Source organism: Blastococcus sp. KM273129 (assembly GCF_021698995.1).
In the GTDB taxonomy this organism is placed as follows: Bacteria; Actinomycetota; Actinomycetes; order Mycobacteriales; family Geodermatophilaceae; genus Blastococcus.
In genome coordinates this window covers 14,330-28,740 of sequence record NZ_SSXB01000050.1, presented here as the reverse complement: position 1 = coordinate 28,740, position 14,411 = coordinate 14,330, and the positions used below count along the sequence as shown (strand labels likewise).

Here is a 14,411-nt window from a genome sequence, read left to right as displayed (position 1 = left end):
GCCGCCGGCACCCTGCCGGTGCTGCGCACCCAGAAGCCGCACGTGGTGGTCCGTGTCGACCTGGAGGACCTGGTCGACCCCGCCGCCGGGCCCGGCGCGGCCACCCTCGGCTTCGGGGCGACGATCTCCGCCGCCCGTGCCCGCTGGCTGGCCTGCGACGGCGGCATCACCCGCATCGTGCTGGGCCCCGAGGGTCAGCCCCTGGACGTGGGCCGCACCCCGGCCCCTCCGCAGGGGCCCGCCGCGAGCCTGCGAGTGGCGGGGGGGCGGAGGGGTCCTTTCATTCGCCGGCTGCGACGCCCCTGCCCACTGGTGCGACGTGCACCACCTGGTGCACTGGGCCGACGGCGGTGAGACCTCGCTGGAGAACTCAGGGCTGCTGTGCGAACGGCATCACACCAAGGTGCATCACGGATTCCGGATCGAACGCCGACCCGACGGCCGATGGCGCACCTACCGGCCCGACAGCACCGAGATCCTCATCCTGCCCCGCATCACCGCCGAACCGGCCAACTCCCGAGCCGGCTGACCCGTCACGCCCGCTCGACCTCCACCTGACCGCGCTCCGACCGGGGCCGGGGGATCCCTTCGGGGTGCACCGATCGCCCGGCGTCCGGCTGCGCGGCGTCGGCCTGCCCGGGTGCCGGCGGCTGGGGCTCGGGCACGGCCGGCCGTCCGAAGTGCCAGCCCTGGCCGTGGTCGACCCCGAGGGTCCGCAGTGCTTCGGCCTCGGTCGCCGTCTCGACGCCCTCGGCGACGACGCGCGCCTCCAGCCCGCGGGCGAAGTCGACCAGGGAGCGCACCAGCACGGTGCGCACCGGGTCGGTGTCCAGACCGCTGACGATGCTGCGGTCGAGCTTGATGACGTCGGGCGAGGTCAGCACGATGTGGCGGAGCGAGGAGAAGCCGGCGCCCACGTCGTCGATCGCCAGCCGCAGCCCGGCCGCCCGGAACGGGGCGAGGGTGGCGGCGAGCGTGTCGTAGTCGTCGACCGGGTCGTGCTCGGAGAGCTCCAGCAGCACGCGCTCCAGGGGCAGCTCGGCGAGCAGTGCGGCGCAGTCCGGCGTCAGCAACGTGCCCGGTGAGACGTTCATCGCCACGTACCCCTCGGTGTGCCGGAGGAGGTCGGCGGCGCGGCGCAGGGCGAGCAGCTCGAGCCGGTCGCCCAGGCCGACGCTGTGCGCCTCCTCGAAGACGACGTCGGGCGCCTGCTGCCACTCGCCGGGGAACCGGCTGAGCGCCTCGGCGCCCACCCGGACACCGGTGGCGAGGTCGACGATCGGCTGCAGCGCGACGACAGGCCCGCCGGTGGCGATGAGGGGCACCAGCCGGCCCTCGATGCCCGTGCGCCGGTGCTCCTCCCTGACCTGCGGCTCGATGATCACCGACGCGGCCGACGCGAGGACGTCCATCAGCGCCTTGTCGCGCTTGGTCAGGTCCTTGTCGGTGGTCAGGCCCGCGGCGCAGAAGGTGCCGTAGAGGGTGCCGTCGGAGAGCGTGACCGGCACCGAGACGTAGCTGCGGATGCGCGGCATGCGTGCGGCCGGCAGCTTCATCGCCTCGGGGTGCTTCCGGAGGTCGGGGATGACCGCGGGCAGCTTCCGGTCCAGGATCGCCTGGCACAGCGACGTCTCCTGCACCTGCGTGACCCCCTCCTGGAAGAGGAAGGGCACCGAGGACTCGACCACCTCGAGGTGCTGGGTGGTGCCGTCGAGCCGGGAGAGGAAGGCCACGGAGAGGCGGAGCGACTTCTTCGCCGTCCGCAGCAGGTCGGCGATCTGCTGCTCGGTGTCGGTGCGGTGCTTGCCCACCCCTGGGTCGTCGGCCTGCGGGCCGGGTCCCTGGAGCGGGCACCTCACCCGTCGGGGTGAGGTGCCCGGACGACGTCAGCCCAGCGAGGCGGTGAACGTGACGCTGTCGTCGGAGACGGTCGTGCACTCCATCGTCAGCGGTCCGGCCCCGACGCTCTGGCCCTCGGTGCAGGAGACCTCCTGGTCGCCCACGCTGAAGGTCGCCTCGCCGTCCTGGACCCCACCGAACGTGACGTTCGTGCCGAGGATCTCGACCGACTGGGTGTCGGAGCTCAGCGTCACCGAGCAGGAGGTCCCGGAGCAGTCGACGGCGTCGCCCACTGCGCCCGCTGCCTCGCTCGCCGACGTCGCCGCGGCACCGGTGTCATCCAGCACGGACGTGCCGGTGTTCGGCTCCTCGCCCGAGCACCCCGCCAGCGGGAAGAGCAGCACCGCACCCGCGGCAAGCGCCCCGCGGGTGAGCCTTCGCGTGTGTGTGGTGGCCATGGATCGAGGCTAGGTCGGCCGGTATCGCGCCGCGGCCCAGCTGACCGAACGTCACGCTACTGTGATCTGGGTCACTTTCCCGTCATCAAGGCCGCACGATGACCCCGGCACCGCCGGCCTCGACGGTGACGCGGTCCTCGCCGATGCCGACGTCGGTCAGCTCCTGGCCGAACGGCAGCGGGTCCATCGGGATGACGGCGGTGAACCGCTGCCGCAGCAGCAGCCGGCTGGCGTCGTCCAGGAAGGTGGCGGTGTCGATCTGCGTGGGCCGCACCGCGAGGTCGCCGTCCTCGGCCGCGATGACCGCCCGCGCGGAGGCGGAGAGCCGGCGGCCGAGCACCTCCACCGACCCGGTCACCAGCGCCTCCCCGTCCGGCCGGCCCGCGAGGCTGATCGGGCGGCCCGTCGCCTCCAGGTAGGCGTTCAGGTCGTCGTAGGTCAGCGTCGCCACCTCGCGGGTGCGCTCCAGGTAGACGACGTCCACGTCCTGGGTCAGCAGGTCGTGGAAGGGGACGTGGACGCCGGTCAGCTCGGCGTCCACCTGCTCGATGCGCAGGGGCCCGGCGCGCAGGTCCTCGACCAGGACGTCGACGCGTTCGTACCTCCCGGCGAGCAGCTGGGGAAGGAAGAACGTGCCGTGCACCTCGACCTCCGGCCGGGTGAGGACGCCGGTGGCCAGCTGCACGTTGCGCGCCAGCAGGCCCTCCGCCGCCCAACGGGCCAGCCGGTCGGCCCCCCACAGGAACAGCAGGACGCCGAGGGCGACGCTCGCGGCCAGGAGCAGCGTCGAGCGCCGCGGCCGCCGCCACGTCCGGGAGCCGGTCGCGGTGCTCATCGTCCGGCGGCCTCCAGGGTCTGCTCGTCCACCCGCCGGCCCGTGGGGGAACGCGCCGCGGTGACGGCGGTGTCGCGCAGCTCCTCCCGGGAGATCGCCTCGGTGTGGATGCGGCGGCTGGGCCAGCTGGCCCAGCGACCCAGGAGGGTGAGCAGGGCCGGGGTGAGCACCGGCCGCACGAGGAAGGTGTCGATGAGCAGGCCGACGCTCATCGTGAAAGCGACCTGGCGGAAGGTGTCGAGCGGGATGATGGCCACCATCGCGAAGGTCGTCGCGAGGATCACCCCCGCCGCGCTGATCGCCCGTGCGGTGGCCGGCATGGCGAAGGAGATCGCCTTGCTCAGCGGCATCCGGTTCGCGGCCTCCCAGATGGAGCCGACCGCGAACACGTTGTAGTCCGAGCCCAGCGCCAGCAGCAGGACGGCGGTGGCGAAGGGGGCGTAGAAGGTCAGCCCCGGGTCGCCGAGCCACCCCTGGAACACCAGGACGGTCAGCCCCATGGCCGCCGCGACGCCGAGGGCGCTGGTGAACAGGAGCGCGATCGGGGCGACGAGCGCGCGCAGGTAGAAGACAAGCACCAGCAGTTCGACGACGAGCGCGGCCAGCAGCGTGTAGCGCAGGTTCTGGCGGGTGATGTCCGCGAGCTCGGCGGCGATCGCGGTCTGGCCGGTGACCAGCACCTCGGCGTCCCCGAGGCCGGCGTCCGCGAGCAGCGGGTCGAGCCGGTCCTCGATCCGCCGCAGGTCCTCGATCGCCTCGGCGGCCAGCGGGTCGCTGTCGAGGACGACGACGAAGCGCGCGGCGTCGCCGTCGGCGGAGAAGACGACGCCGTAGGTGTCGGGCAGCGGGTTCTGCGCGGGCCCGAGCACGGTCGCCACCCCCGGCTGGGCGGCGAGCGCGCGCTGCACGGCCTCCAGCGCGGCGCGGTCCTGGGCGATACCCGGCCGCTCCAGGATGATCTCGGTGGGCGCCACCACCCCCCGGACCCCGGCCTCCTCGAGCACCGCGGCGCCGCGGCTGACCGGGTCGTCCTCGGGCAGGCCGCCGGTGAACGACAGGTCCAGGCGCAGCGAGCCGAGGGGCAGGGCGGCCACGACGAGCACGGCGCACCCGAGCAGGGCCGCCACCGCCGCGCCGCGCCGGCTGACCACGATGCGGACCAGCGGGCCGGCGCCGCGGACCGAGGGCGCCGGCCGCGGGCGCTCGGCGCCGGGCACGAACAGCCACCGGCCGAGGATGGCGAGCATCGCCGGCACGAGGGTGAGCGAGACGACGACCCCGATGACCACCGTCAGCGACAGCGCGGGGCCGAACGCGCGGAACAACTCGTAGTCGGCCGCCAGCAGCGCCGCCGTCCCCGCCGCGACCGTGACGCCGGCGGCGAAGACGATCGGCCCCTCCACGGCGACGGCGGCGCGAGCGGCCTCCAGACGGGGCAGGCCCCGGTCGAGCTCCCGGCGCAGCCCGGAGAAGAACAGCACGCAGTAGTCGGTGATCACGCCGATGAGGAGCGCCGCGATGAGCGGCTGGACCTGGTCGGGCAGGGAGAAGCCGAACGCCGCCGCCAGCACCCCGAGGCTGCGGATGGCGACCAGGTAGCCCAGCCCGGCGGTGAACAGCACCACGAAGGGGGCGACGACCGACCGGAAGACCAGCCCCACGACGACGGCGATGAGGACGAGCGTGGCCACCTCGAACACGTGGATCCGCGACTGCAGGTAGGACACCTGCTGGATCTGCGCCGGGACCACCCCGGTCACGTAGGTCTGCACGCCCGGCTGGTTCTCGAAGTGCGCGGCGTACTGGCGGGCGAGCGCCGTCGTCTGCGCCAGGGAGGTGAACGGCGTGACGTAGAGGTAGGTGACCGCGGTGTCCGGGGTGCCCGTGGGGATCGGGACGGCCGCGGCGACGTGCCCGCGCTCCCGGGGCACGGTGCCCTCGAGGTAGGCCTGCGTGTACGACAACGCCCACAGCGCCACGTCGGCGCGGGTGAGCACGCTCAGGCCGCCCGGGTCGTGCACCACCACCGAGGTGTCGGACAGGACCGGGAGCCGGAACAGCTGCAGGCTGCGCTGCTGCGCCTCGACGACGGGGCTGTCGGACGGGACCAGCGAGCCGATGCCCCCGCCGCCGCTGCTGCTGGCCGTGGGCAGGGCGGCCGACACCCAGACGGTGGCGAGGATCCACCCCACGACGACGAACCAGCGGGCCTTGACGACGGCGGTGCGGTAGGCGCGGGCGAGCAGGCGGAGCGGCCCGGGGGCGCGCGAGGCAGGCCGTCCGCCGGGGTTCATGCCGGCGGCGGGGGAGTCGTCGTCGGACCGCGCACCTGGCCCTCCAGCCTGGCCCAATCCCCGGTTGGCACCGCAGGCGCAGGGTAACCGGGGGCGGACGGGCCTGCCCGGCGAGCGGAGGGTCGACCATGGCCGAGTCCGGCACGAGGTCACCGGAGCCCCGCGAGGGGTGGCGGCGCGCCCTGCGCTGGTGGGGAAGGGCCGGCGCGTTCCTCGCCGGCCTGTTCCTCGGCGCGGTGCTCGTCGGGCTGCTCAGCGGGGGCACCGTCGTCGTCGCCAACCCGGTGCCGCTGGACCGCGCCGACGACCCGCTCGGGGCCGGCGGCGGCGCCGCGGAGGGTGGCGCCACCGGCCGGGTGACCATCGACGACGACTGCCTGCGGGCCGTCAACGCGGCGCAGGACGTCGCCCAGCTCGTCGACGAGATGGGCGAGGCGATCGTCGCCCTCAACGCCGCCCGGATGGACGAGGTCGTGCGGCGTCTGCAGCCCCTGCAACGGCGCCTCCAGGCCAGCCTGGAGACCTGCGAGGTGCGGGCGGGGACGGGCGGCGGCCCGACCGCCGCCGTCCCCGCCCCGTCGTCGCCGACGACGGGTCCGCCGGCTCCGGGGAGCCCGTCGGCCACCGACTGACCGGCTCGCCCCGGCGGTCAGGGGCCCCGGCCGCGGGCGCCGTAGGCTGGTCTCCCGTGAGTCTCACCATCGGGATCGTCGGCCTGCCCAACGTCGGCAAGTCGACGCTCTTCAACGCCCTGACCAAGAACGACGTCCTCGCGGCGAACTACCCGTTCGCGACGATCGAGCCGAACGTCGGCGTGGTGGGCGTGCCCGACCCGCGGCTGGAGAAGCTGGCGGAGATCTTCGGCAGCCAGAAGATCATCCCGGCGACGGTCTCCTTCGTCGACATCGCCGGGATCGTGCGCGGCGCGAGCGAGGGTCAGGGTCTGGGCAACAAGTTCCTGGCGAACATCCGCGAGAGCGACGCGATCTGCCAGGTCATCCGCGTCTTCACCGACCCCGACGTCGTGCACGTCGAGGGCAAGGTCAGCCCGGCCGACGACATCGAGACGATCAACACCGAGCTGGTGCTGGCCGACATGCAGACGCTGGAGAAGGCGGTCCCGCGGCTGGAGAAGGAAGCCAAGAAGGACAAGGAGCGCGCCGCGCTGCTCGCCGCGGCCCAGGAAGCGCAGAAGGTGCTCGACGAGGGCAAGACCCTCTTCTCCGCCGGCGTCGACCCCGAGCCGCTGCGCGAGCTGACGCTGCTCACGACCAAGCCGTTCCTCTACGTCTTCAACGTCGACGCCGACGAGCTGGGCAACGCCGCGGTGCTCGACGAGCTGCGCGCGCTGGTGGCCCCGGCCGAGGCCATCTTCCTCGACGCGCAGACCGAGTCGGAGCTCATCGAGCTGCCGGCCGAGGAGGCCGCCGAGCTGCTGGAGTCGATCGGGCAGAACGAGCCGGGCCTCGACCAGCTCGCCAAGGTGGGGTTCCGCACCCTCGGGCTGCAGACCTACCTGACCGCCGGGCCGAAGGAGGCCCGGGCCTGGACGATCCCGGTCGGCGCCACCGCCCCGCAGGCCGCCGGCGTCATCCACACCGACTTCCAGCGCGGCTTCATCAAGGCCGAGATCGTCAGCTACGACCAGCTCGTCGAGGCCGGCTCCATGGCCGAGGCCAAGTCCAAGGGCTGGGTGCGCATGGAGGGCAAGGACTACGTCATGGCCGACGGCGACGTGGTGGAGTTCCGCTTCAACGTCTGACCGTCGGCGCAGGGGCGGAACAGGGGCTACAGCAGCGGCGTTCTGCTGTCGATGTCCCTGGTGGCCCGGAGCTGCCGGGGCGAGCCACGACCGAGGAGACCTGATGGACTACCTGCGACAGCTGCAGGCGGAGCGGCCGCTGCTCTTCGGGCTCCTGCTCCTGGTGGGCTTCATCGTCGCCTTCCAGCTCGCCATCTTCGTGATCCAGCTGGTCGTCGGGCCCTTCGGCCTCCCGGGCTGGGCGCCGATCGTGATCCTCGTGGGCGGATTGGTCCTCATCGCCCGCCGGCAGAACCGGTAGCTCTTCCGCCCAGGAGCGCGTTGAGCCGGGCCGCCTGCCGCGTGAGGTGCTCGCGCTCGGGCAGGTTCGGCGCGGACCGGGCCGCCTCGGCGTAGAGCCGCGCCGCGGTCGCGACGTCGCCGTCCTTCTCGTGCAGGTACGCCGCGACGGCGGTGTACCGGGGGAGCGCCGGGTCGAGCGCGGCCAGCCCGGCCCGCGCACCGTCGGCCTCGCCGACCGCGACCGCCCGGTTGAGGCGGGCGATCGGGCTGCCCGTGACCCGCACCAGCTCGTCGTACCACTCGACGACCTGCACCCAGTCGGTCTCCTCGGCGGTGCGCGCGTCGGCGTGCAGCGCGGCGATCGCGGCCTGCGCCTGGAACTCGCCCAGCCGGTCGCGCGCCAGCGCCGCCTGGAGCACCTCGACCCCCTCCGCGATCAGCGCGGTGTCCCACGCGCCGCGGTCCTGCTCGGCCAGCGGGACGAGGCTCCCGTCGGGGCGGGTGCGTGCCGGGCGCCGCGCGTGGTGCAGCAGCATCAGCGCGAGCAGCCCCGCCACCTCCGGGTGGTCGCTGACGGCCGCGAGCTGCCGGGTCAGCCGGATCGCCTCCGCCGCGAGGTCGACGTCGCCGGAGTACCCCTCGTTGAAGACCAGGTACAGCACCCGCAGCACGGTGGCGATGTCCCCGGGCCGGTCGAACCGGACACCCGACACCGTCCGCTTGGCCCGGCTGATCCGCTGCGCCATCGTCGCCTCGCGCACGAGGTAGGCCTGGGCGATCTGCCGCGTGGTCAGCCCGCCGACCGCGCGCAGCGTGAGCGCCACCGCCGAGGCCGGCGTCAGCGACGGGTGCGCGCACAGGAAGTAGAGCCGCAGCGAGTCGTCGGCCTCCTGCCCCGGCCCGGGCGCGGGCTCGGCGTCCACCCGTTCCTCGCGCCGCCGCCGGGACGTCTCGGCCCGCGTGGCGTCGAGGAACTTCCGCCAGGCCACCGTGACCAGCCAGCCCTGCGGGTCACGCGGTGGTCCCGCCGGCCACACCCGCACGGCCTCGACCAGGGCCTCCTGGACGGCGTCCTCGGCCGCCGCGAAGTCGGCTCCGCGGCGGCCGAGGACCCCGATCACGGTGGGGACGACCGCCCGCAGCAGGGTCTCGTCCACCGGTGCGGTCACTCCGTGATGGTCGGCGGCGCGGTCAGGAACGGGCGCAGCTCCAGCCACTCGTGGATCGGCTTCCCACCGGCACCCGGAGCCGCGGACAGCTCGCCGGCCAGTTCCACCGCCCGCTCGTGGCTGTCGACGTCGATCACCATCCAGCCGGCGATCAGGTCCTTCGTCTCGGCGAACGGGCCGTCGGTGACCGGCGGCCGGCCCTCGCCGTCGTAGCGGACCCACGTGCCCTCCGGGGCGAGCGCCTGCCCGTCCACGAACTCGCCGGTGCCCTCGAGCCGCGCGGCGAAGTCCTGCATGTACTGCACGTGGGCCGAGATCTCCTCCGGCGTCCACTTCTCCATCGGGACGTCGTTCACCGCCGGCGCGCCGCGGTAGTGCTTGAGCAGCAGGTACTTGGCCATGGTGTTCTCCCTGGTGAGATACGGCCCATCGTGGCCGTCGCACCCCGGGGACGGAACCGCCCGCGCCTTCTCGACACGAGCCGCGGACAACTGGGGGGAGGAAGTCAGACCCGGCCGCGGAGGATGCGTCGCCAGTACACCTGCGGCAGCCCGTAGCGGTCGAAGAGCCACTGCCAACGGCGCGGCACGAACGGGTCCAGGAAGGGCACCGACGGCTGCGCCTGGTCGTCGCGGTCGACCTCGTTGAGCATCAGCTTGCGGCGGCTGACGGTGATCGGCATGACGGTGTAGCCGTCGTAGCGCTGCATCGACCGCCCCGTCTCGGCGGCCGTGATGTTCGTGCTCAGCGCGTGCACCTGCTTGCGCAGCGCGCCGCCGGACGGGCGGGTGGCGAGGTCGGCGGCGTCACCGAGGCCCCACACCGAGCCGTGACGGCGGTGCTGCATCGTCTCCGGGTCGACGTCCACCAGGCCGGGTGCCTCGTCGGCCGCGAGACCGGAGTCGGCGATCCACCGCGGTGCCCGGTAGTGCGGGACCGCGTGCGCGAAGGCGATGTCCTCCAGCACCCGCCGGCCGCCCGGCGAGCCGACCGCGACGGAGCGCAGGTCGCCGTCCACGCTCTCGATCCGCGCCTCGCGCAGCACCTCGACGCCGTAGCCGGCGAACACCTCCTCGAGGTACCGGTCCGCCTCCGGGATCCGCGTCGCGGTCGCCTCCGGCAGGACGAGGGTGACCCGGACGTCGCCGAGCACCCCGGCGCGCTGCCAGTGGTCGCACGCCATCAGCAGCGGCTTCAGCGCGGTCGGCCCGCAGGAGGCCGGCTCCGGGGGCACGGTGAAGACGGCAGACCCCGACCGCACCGACCGGATGCCCGGCCACACCAGCGGGGTGCTGCCCGGCACGTAGGAGGAGGCCGCCCACCCCTCGGTGTAGGCCCGCTGCAACCCCGGGGTCGCGTCCCAGTCCTCCACCAGGCCCGGGCACAGCACCAGCGTCGACCAGTGCAGGGTCCGGCCGCCGCGCGTGCGGACGGTGCGGGCGACCGGGTCGACGGCGTCGACGGCGTCGCGGATCCAGGAACACCCGTCCGGGACGACCTCGGCCATGGGGCGTTCCAGCTCGGCCATCGACGCCTCGCCGGCGGCGACGTAGTTCAGCAGCGGCTTGTACCGGTGCACCGGCTGCGGGGCCACCACGGTCACGTCGGTCACCCCGTCCCGGAGCAACCGCGCCGCCAGCGAGATCCCGGCGTTCCCGCCACCGACGATGAGCACGTTCGTCCCCGCCACGTCCGCTCCCTGCGATCAGGCCGCGGACCCCTGCTCAGCGCCGCAGCTCGGACACCCCGTCGAGCGTGCCCAGTTCCCGCGGGTTCCGAACCGGGTGCACGCGGCTGATCCGGCCGTCCTCGACGACGGAGGCCACCGCCGTCTCGAACGGGCCGCCCGGATCGAGCCGCGCGCCGACCGCACCGTCGAGCACGCGACACCCAGCGCGGCACCCTCAGAAGGAGACGAGCATCCCGACCGTCGTCGCGACCAGCGCGAAGCCGGCCAGCCGGAGCACCCGGATACCGGTGTGCCGCGTGTGCCCGGTTCCGCGCCGGGCCAGCACGACCCCGCCGGCCAGGGCGGTCGCGCCGGTGGCCAGGGCGGCGACCTCCATGAGCCCCCACGGGGAGGCGGTGGCGCTCAACCACCGGGTGGGCGGGGTGAACCCGAGCACCCAGCTGTACGAGGCGGCCCAGAACAGCAGAGCCAGGACGGCCAGGGCGAGCACCGGCCGCCGCCACCGGTCGACGCGGGCAGGACGGGCGGTCGCGGGGGTGTCGAGCACGTGGCGGAGGCTAGGGGAGCGGCGAGCAGAGCGGTGGCCCCGTCAGCGCGCGGGGGAGGTCAGCCGGCGAGGCGGGCGCACTCCTCGCAGCGCGCCACCTGGCGCGCCGAGGGCCAGTCCTGCGCGGCGGTGGCGCGCACCAGCTGGCCGCAGAGCGAGGACTCCAGCCCGTCGACCACCGGCTTGGCCACGGCGTGCGCGACGTCGGCGGCCCGCGCGAACCCGTCGTCACCGGGCCGGACGTCGGGTCCGATCCACCCGACCCGGATACCGATCACGAAGAGGCTCGCCGTCATGGCGCCAGCGTGGGCACCCGAGGTGTCCGGCGGGTGACGCGGCCCGGAACACTCGACGGCGACGCGGCGTCTCAGCGCTGCCCGGCCGGCCGGTAGACGACGTGCAGCACCCCCGTCGGCAGCGCCTCGGAGGAGACGAGCTCCAGCGGCGTCCGGTCCAGCTCGTCGGTCCAGCGCCGCTCGCCCGAGACCACGACGGGGTCGACCAGCAGCACCAGCTCGTCGAGCAGGCCGGCCGCCAGCAGGGACCGCACCGTGGTGAGGCTGCCGGACATGCCGATGGTCCCCTCGGTGCGCTCCTTGACCGCCCGCACGTCGTTCAGGCCCCGCAGCACCGTGGTCCCGGCCCAGTCGGAGCGCTCCAGCGTCGTCGACAGCACGTACTTCGGGACGGGGTTGATGAAGTCGGCGAACTCGTCGCTGTCGTTGCCCGGCCAGTACTGCGCCCACTGGTCGTGCAGCACCCGCCCCATGAGGTAGGACTCGCACCGCCCCAGGTGCCGGTCCACGGCCTTGCCCATCGCCTCGTCGAAGTACGGCCCGTGCCAGAGGTCGGGGCGCTCCGCCGAGCCGTCGACGGTCGTGAACAGGGAAGCGGCGATGTGTCCCACGGGGTCTCCTTCGAGCGAGCGGTCGTCGTGAACCTAGACGGGCAGGCCCCGGAGAACTCATCGGCCGGGCGCGCGGTCGCGGCCGGTCCCCGGCAGGCTGGCGGTGGTGGCCGGCCGGCGGCCCTTCCCCGGCGACCGCATCGCCGTCCGGTTCCGGTACGAGTGGCACGACGACGAGGGCGGCACCTGGCGCTCCTACGGCAACGAGAACTGGGAGTTCGCCGCCGACGGCCTCATGCGCCGCCGGGCGGCCGGCATCGACGACGTGCCCATCGCGGCCGAGGAGCGGTGGATCCTCGGCCCGCGGGAGGACGGCGACAGCACCCCGTTGCCGCTGCGCTGAGCCGGCGCACCGGCCCGTCTCGGGGGTGCTCACGGGGAAGCCCCCGGTGACGTAGGCCCGCGGCATGCCCGCGTCCCACCAGGGCCGACCCTGAGCGCAGAACCAGGGGCGGTTCCGGGTGTCACCGGATGTCCAGGGCGCGACGTCGGCGGCAGGCTCGTGGCATGACGAACTCGGTTCCTCTCCCTCCTCCCGCCGACGCCCCCGGCGAGGCGCAGCAGCCCCCGTCGGGGCGGCCGGAGCTCCGCCGCAGCACCACCGACCGGATGGCCGGCGGTGTCTGCGGCGGCCTGGCCGACTACAGCGGCATCGACGCCGTGCTCTGGCGCGTCGGCTTCGTCGGCCTCACCGTCGCCGGTGGGGCCGGTGTCCTGGTCTACCTGCTGCTCTGGGTGCTGATGCCCGCCGGACCGCCCCGCAGCGACGAGACCCCGAGCCCGCTGGAGCGGCTGGTCCAGCGGCTGCACGAGACCCTCACCGGGCGCCGGCCGGCCCCGCCGCGGTGACCCCGGCGGTCGACACGCGGACCGGCGCCGGCCCCCGACCGGCGCCGGTCCGCCACGATGGGCGGGCCACGGCCCCGAGCAGCGACGGAGCACCGACGTGACCCACCCCTCCGGATCCCAGCCGGCCCCGGCCGTCGTCCCGACGTTCTTCGTGCGGCAGCGGGTGACGATGATGGTCAACCGCTACGAGGTGCTGGCCGCGAACCCCGACGGCAGCGAGGGCCGGCTCCTCGCCCTCGCCGAGCAGAAGCGGATGAAGCTCCGCGAGGAGGTCGTCTTCTTCGCCGACGCGGGGAAGAGCCGGCGGGCGTTCTCCTTCAAGGCCCGGCAGCGCCTCGACGTCGGCGCCGAGCACGACGTCCTGGACGAGCACGGCCAGCCGATCGGCTACTTCCGCAAGGACTTCGGGGCCAGCCTGCTGCGCTCCACCTGGCACCTCTCCGCGCCGGGCGTCGAGGCGGTCGGCCGGGAGCGCAACCCGTTCATCGCGGTGCTGCGCCGGGTCTGGGACCTCATCCCGTTCCTGGACGCCATCCCGATGCCTTTCGTCTTCCACTTCGACTTCACCGACAGCCGGTCCGGGGCGCCCGTGATGAGCAGCCAGAAGCGGATCGCGCTGCGCGACCACTACACGGTGACCGTCCCCGACCCCCGGCTGGACGTCCGGGTGGCGGCGGCGATGGCGGTGGCCCTGGACGCGCTGCAGAGCCGCTGACCCGCGGGGAAGCAGCCGCGGCCGGACGGCGTTGCCCGGTGCAACCGACGCGAAAGGCTTGCACCGCAGATGAGCACCACCCTGTCCGTCCTCGACCTGGCACCCATCCCGCGCGGGGAGACCGCGAGCAGCGCCATCGCGGCCAGCGTCGCCCTCGCCCAGCGCGCCGAGGAGCACGGCTACGCGCGGGTCTGGTACGCCGAGCACCACAACATGCCCACGATCGCGTCGTCGGCCACCAGCGTGCTCATCGCCCACGTCGGCGCGCAGACCCGCAGCATCCGGCTGGGCGCCGGCGGCGTCATGCTGCCCAACCACTCGCCGCTGACGATCGCCGAGCAGTTCGGCACGCTGGACGCGATGTACCCGGGCCGCATCGACCTGGGCCTGGGACGCGCGCCCGGCAGCGACCAGAACACCATGTACGCGCTGCGCCGCGACCCGCGCTCGGCCGACACGTTCCCGCAGGACGTGCTCGAGCTGCAGGCCTACCTCGCCGGTGAGACGCGGGTGCCCGGCGTCGACGCGATCCCCGGCAAGGGCTCGCGGGTGCCGCTGTACGTGCTGGGCTCCTCGATGTTCGGCGCCACGCTCGCCGCCGCCCTGGGCCTGCCCTACGCCTTCGCCTCGCACTTCGCGCCCGCCATGCTGGAGCCCGCGGTCGCCGCCTACCGGCGGGAGTTCAAGCCCTCCGAGCAGCTCGCCGAGCCCTACGTCATCGCCGGTGTCAACGTGGTCGCCGCCGACAGCACCGCGGCCGCCCAGGACCAGCTCCAGGCGGTGCGCCGGAACCTGGCCGTCGGCCTGTTCGGCCGTGGCCGGGCGCTCACCGACGAGCAGGCCGACCAGCTGCTCGCCCAGGGCGCCGGCCAGCACGTCGGCACGATGCTCACCCACACCGCCGTCGGCACCCCGGACGAGGTGCGCGAGCACCTGGAGGGGTTCGCGAAGCTCGCCGACGCCGACGAGCTGATCGTCGCCCACCAGTCGGGGTCCCTCGAGGGGCGGCTGCGGTCGGTGGAGCTCGTCGCCGGGGCGATGGCTCCGCGCGCGCTGTGACGCAC

The 14,411-nt window shown here is 74.1% G+C and carries 20 protein-coding genes; 9 read left to right on the top strand and 11 right to left on the bottom strand.

The features are described from left to right. Window positions 1-354, top strand: a 354-nt coding sequence (locus tag E9565_RS14415) for a DUF222 domain-containing protein (protein WP_308196134.1), incomplete at its 5' end; no start/stop codon positions are given. Continuing rightward, a complete protein-coding gene (locus E9565_RS23315) occupies window positions 332-529 on the top strand; it encodes a hypothetical protein (RefSeq protein WP_308196133.1) in 198 nt (65 codons plus the stop codon). The genes E9565_RS14415 and E9565_RS23315, both read left to right, overlap by 23 nt. A gap of 4 nt (window positions 530-533) precedes the next feature. Here E9565_RS23315 and E9565_RS14410 read toward each other — a convergent pair whose 3' ends face one another. The 4 genes from E9565_RS14410 to E9565_RS14395 all read right to left on the bottom strand — a co-directional run bounded on the left by E9565_RS14410 (window position 534) and on the right by E9565_RS14395 (window position 5,426). Further along, on the bottom strand, window positions 534-1,811 hold the full coding sequence (locus E9565_RS14410; protein ID WP_236826061.1) for an EAL domain-containing protein: 1,278 nt from the start codon (window positions 1,809-1,811) through the stop codon (window positions 534-536). Between the two features lie 75 nt (window positions 1,812-1,886). Next, window positions 1,887-2,297 carry a hypothetical protein gene (locus tag E9565_RS14405; protein ID WP_236826060.1) on the bottom strand — a complete coding sequence of 137 codons (411 nt, stop codon included), beginning with the start codon at window positions 2,295-2,297 and terminating at the stop codon, window positions 1,887-1,889. An 85-nt stretch (window positions 2,298-2,382) separates the two neighbouring features. Continuing rightward, window positions 2,383-3,132, bottom strand: a complete 750-nt coding sequence (locus E9565_RS14400; RefSeq protein ID WP_236826059.1) for a DUF2993 domain-containing protein — start codon at window positions 3,130-3,132, stop codon at window positions 2,383-2,385. Beyond that, on the bottom strand, window positions 3,129-5,426 hold the full coding sequence (locus E9565_RS14395; RefSeq protein ID WP_236826058.1) for an MMPL family transporter: 2,298 nt from the start codon (window positions 5,424-5,426) through the stop codon (window positions 3,129-3,131). Before E9565_RS14395 ends, E9565_RS14400 begins: the two co-directional genes overlap by 4 nt. A gap of 128 nt (window positions 5,427-5,554) precedes the next feature. On the opposite strand from E9565_RS14395, the gene E9565_RS14390 reads away from it, so the two are divergent. The 3 genes from E9565_RS14390 (at window position 5,555) to E9565_RS14380 (ending at window position 7,489) form a co-directional block, all read left to right on the top strand. Continuing rightward, window positions 5,555-6,058: a hypothetical protein gene (locus E9565_RS14390; RefSeq protein WP_236835607.1), complete on the top strand. Its 504-nt coding sequence runs from the start codon at window positions 5,555-5,557 to the stop codon at window positions 6,056-6,058. Between the two features lie 56 nt (window positions 6,059-6,114). Continuing rightward, window positions 6,115-7,188 carry a redox-regulated ATPase YchF gene (gene ychF / locus E9565_RS14385; protein ID WP_236826056.1) on the top strand — a complete coding sequence of 358 codons (1,074 nt, stop codon included), beginning with the start codon at window positions 6,115-6,117 and terminating at the stop codon, window positions 7,186-7,188. A gap of 103 nt (window positions 7,189-7,291) precedes the next feature. Next, window positions 7,292-7,489, top strand: coding sequence for a hypothetical protein (locus E9565_RS14380; RefSeq protein WP_236826039.1), 198 nt, complete (start codon window positions 7,292-7,294; stop codon window positions 7,487-7,489). Here E9565_RS14380 and E9565_RS14375 read toward each other — a convergent pair. The 7 genes from E9565_RS14375 to E9565_RS14345 all read right to left on the bottom strand — a co-directional run bounded on the left by E9565_RS14375 (window position 7,464) and on the right by E9565_RS14345 (window position 11,783). Beyond that, entirely contained in the window at window positions 7,464-8,639 is a 1,176-nt protein-coding gene (locus tag E9565_RS14375; protein WP_236835605.1) for an RNA polymerase sigma factor, read from the bottom strand. The two genes, E9565_RS14380 and E9565_RS14375, sit on opposite strands and share 26 nt — an antisense overlap. After that, window positions 8,636-9,040, bottom strand: coding sequence for a YciI family protein (locus E9565_RS14370; RefSeq protein WP_236835603.1), 405 nt, complete (start codon window positions 9,038-9,040; stop codon window positions 8,636-8,638). Before E9565_RS14370 ends, E9565_RS14375 begins: the two co-directional genes overlap by 4 nt. Window positions 9,041-9,144: 104 nt before the next feature. Continuing rightward, window positions 9,145-10,329 carry an FAD-dependent oxidoreductase gene (locus E9565_RS14365; protein ID WP_236826036.1) on the bottom strand — a complete coding sequence of 395 codons (1,185 nt, stop codon included), beginning with the start codon at window positions 10,327-10,329 and terminating at the stop codon, window positions 9,145-9,147. A 34-nt stretch (window positions 10,330-10,363) separates the two neighbouring features. Continuing rightward, window positions 10,364-10,522 carry a hypothetical protein gene (locus E9565_RS14360; RefSeq protein WP_236826035.1) on the bottom strand — a complete coding sequence of 53 codons (159 nt, stop codon included), beginning with the start codon at window positions 10,520-10,522 and terminating at the stop codon, window positions 10,364-10,366. Between the two features lie 21 nt (window positions 10,523-10,543). Beyond that, the gene (locus tag E9565_RS14355; RefSeq protein ID WP_236826034.1) at window positions 10,544-10,876 is read right to left on the bottom strand and encodes a hypothetical protein; all 333 of its coding nucleotides are present in this window, start codon (window positions 10,874-10,876) and stop codon (window positions 10,544-10,546) included. A gap of 59 nt (window positions 10,877-10,935) precedes the next feature. Beyond that, a complete protein-coding gene (locus E9565_RS14350) occupies window positions 10,936-11,172 on the bottom strand; it encodes a hypothetical protein (protein ID WP_236826033.1) in 237 nt (78 codons plus the stop codon). A gap of 71 nt (window positions 11,173-11,243) precedes the next feature. Next, on the bottom strand, window positions 11,244-11,783 hold the full coding sequence (locus E9565_RS14345; protein WP_236835602.1) for a dihydrofolate reductase family protein: 540 nt from the start codon (window positions 11,781-11,783) through the stop codon (window positions 11,244-11,246). A gap of 106 nt (window positions 11,784-11,889) precedes the next feature. Between E9565_RS14345 and E9565_RS14340 the strand changes: the two genes are divergently transcribed. From E9565_RS14340 to E9565_RS14325, 4 genes are all read left to right on the top strand, one after another. Further along, window positions 11,890-12,126 carry a DUF1348 family protein gene (locus E9565_RS14340; protein ID WP_236835600.1) on the top strand — a complete coding sequence of 79 codons (237 nt, stop codon included), beginning with the start codon at window positions 11,890-11,892 and terminating at the stop codon, window positions 12,124-12,126. Window positions 12,127-12,290: 164 nt separating this feature from the next. Further along, a complete protein-coding gene (locus tag E9565_RS14335) occupies window positions 12,291-12,632 on the top strand; it encodes a PspC domain-containing protein (RefSeq protein WP_236826030.1) in 342 nt (113 codons plus the stop codon). 97 nt (window positions 12,633-12,729) lie between these two features. Then, window positions 12,730-13,347 carry a hypothetical protein gene (locus E9565_RS14330; protein WP_236835598.1) on the top strand — a complete coding sequence of 206 codons (618 nt, stop codon included), beginning with the start codon at window positions 12,730-12,732 and terminating at the stop codon, window positions 13,345-13,347. 69 nt (window positions 13,348-13,416) lie between these two features. Next, the gene (locus E9565_RS14325) at window positions 13,417-14,406 is read left to right on the top strand and encodes an LLM class flavin-dependent oxidoreductase (RefSeq protein ID WP_236826028.1); all 990 of its coding nucleotides are present in this window, start codon (window positions 13,417-13,419) and stop codon (window positions 14,404-14,406) included. Window positions 14,407-14,411 lie beyond the last annotated feature (5 nt).

Coding starts and splice junctions, on each gene's coding strand:
- E9565_RS14405 (WP_236826060.1), bottom strand. CDS start 2,297: ATGGCCACCACACACACGCGAAGGCTCACCCGCGGGGCGCTTGCCGCG.
- E9565_RS14400 (WP_236826059.1), bottom strand. CDS start 3,132: ATGAGCACCGCGACCGGCTCCCGGACGTGGCGGCGGCCGCGGCGCTCG.
- E9565_RS14395 (WP_236826058.1), bottom strand. CDS start 5,426: ATGAACCCCGGCGGACGGCCTGCCTCGCGCGCCCCCGGGCCGCTCCGC.
- E9565_RS14390 (WP_236835607.1), top strand. CDS start 5,555: ATGGCCGAGTCCGGCACGAGGTCACCGGAGCCCCGCGAGGGGTGGCGG.
- E9565_RS14380 (WP_236826039.1), top strand. CDS start 7,292: ATGGACTACCTGCGACAGCTGCAGGCGGAGCGGCCGCTGCTCTTCGGG.
- E9565_RS14370 (WP_236835603.1), bottom strand. CDS start 9,040: ATGGCCAAGTACCTGCTGCTCAAGCACTACCGCGGCGCGCCGGCGGTG.
- E9565_RS14350 (WP_236826033.1), bottom strand. CDS start 11,172: ATGACGGCGAGCCTCTTCGTGATCGGTATCCGGGTCGGGTGGATCGGA.
- E9565_RS14335 (WP_236826030.1), top strand. CDS start 12,291: ATGACGAACTCGGTTCCTCTCCCTCCTCCCGCCGACGCCCCCGGCGAG.
- E9565_RS14325 (WP_236826028.1), top strand. CDS start 13,417: ATGAGCACCACCCTGTCCGTCCTCGACCTGGCACCCATCCCGCGCGGG.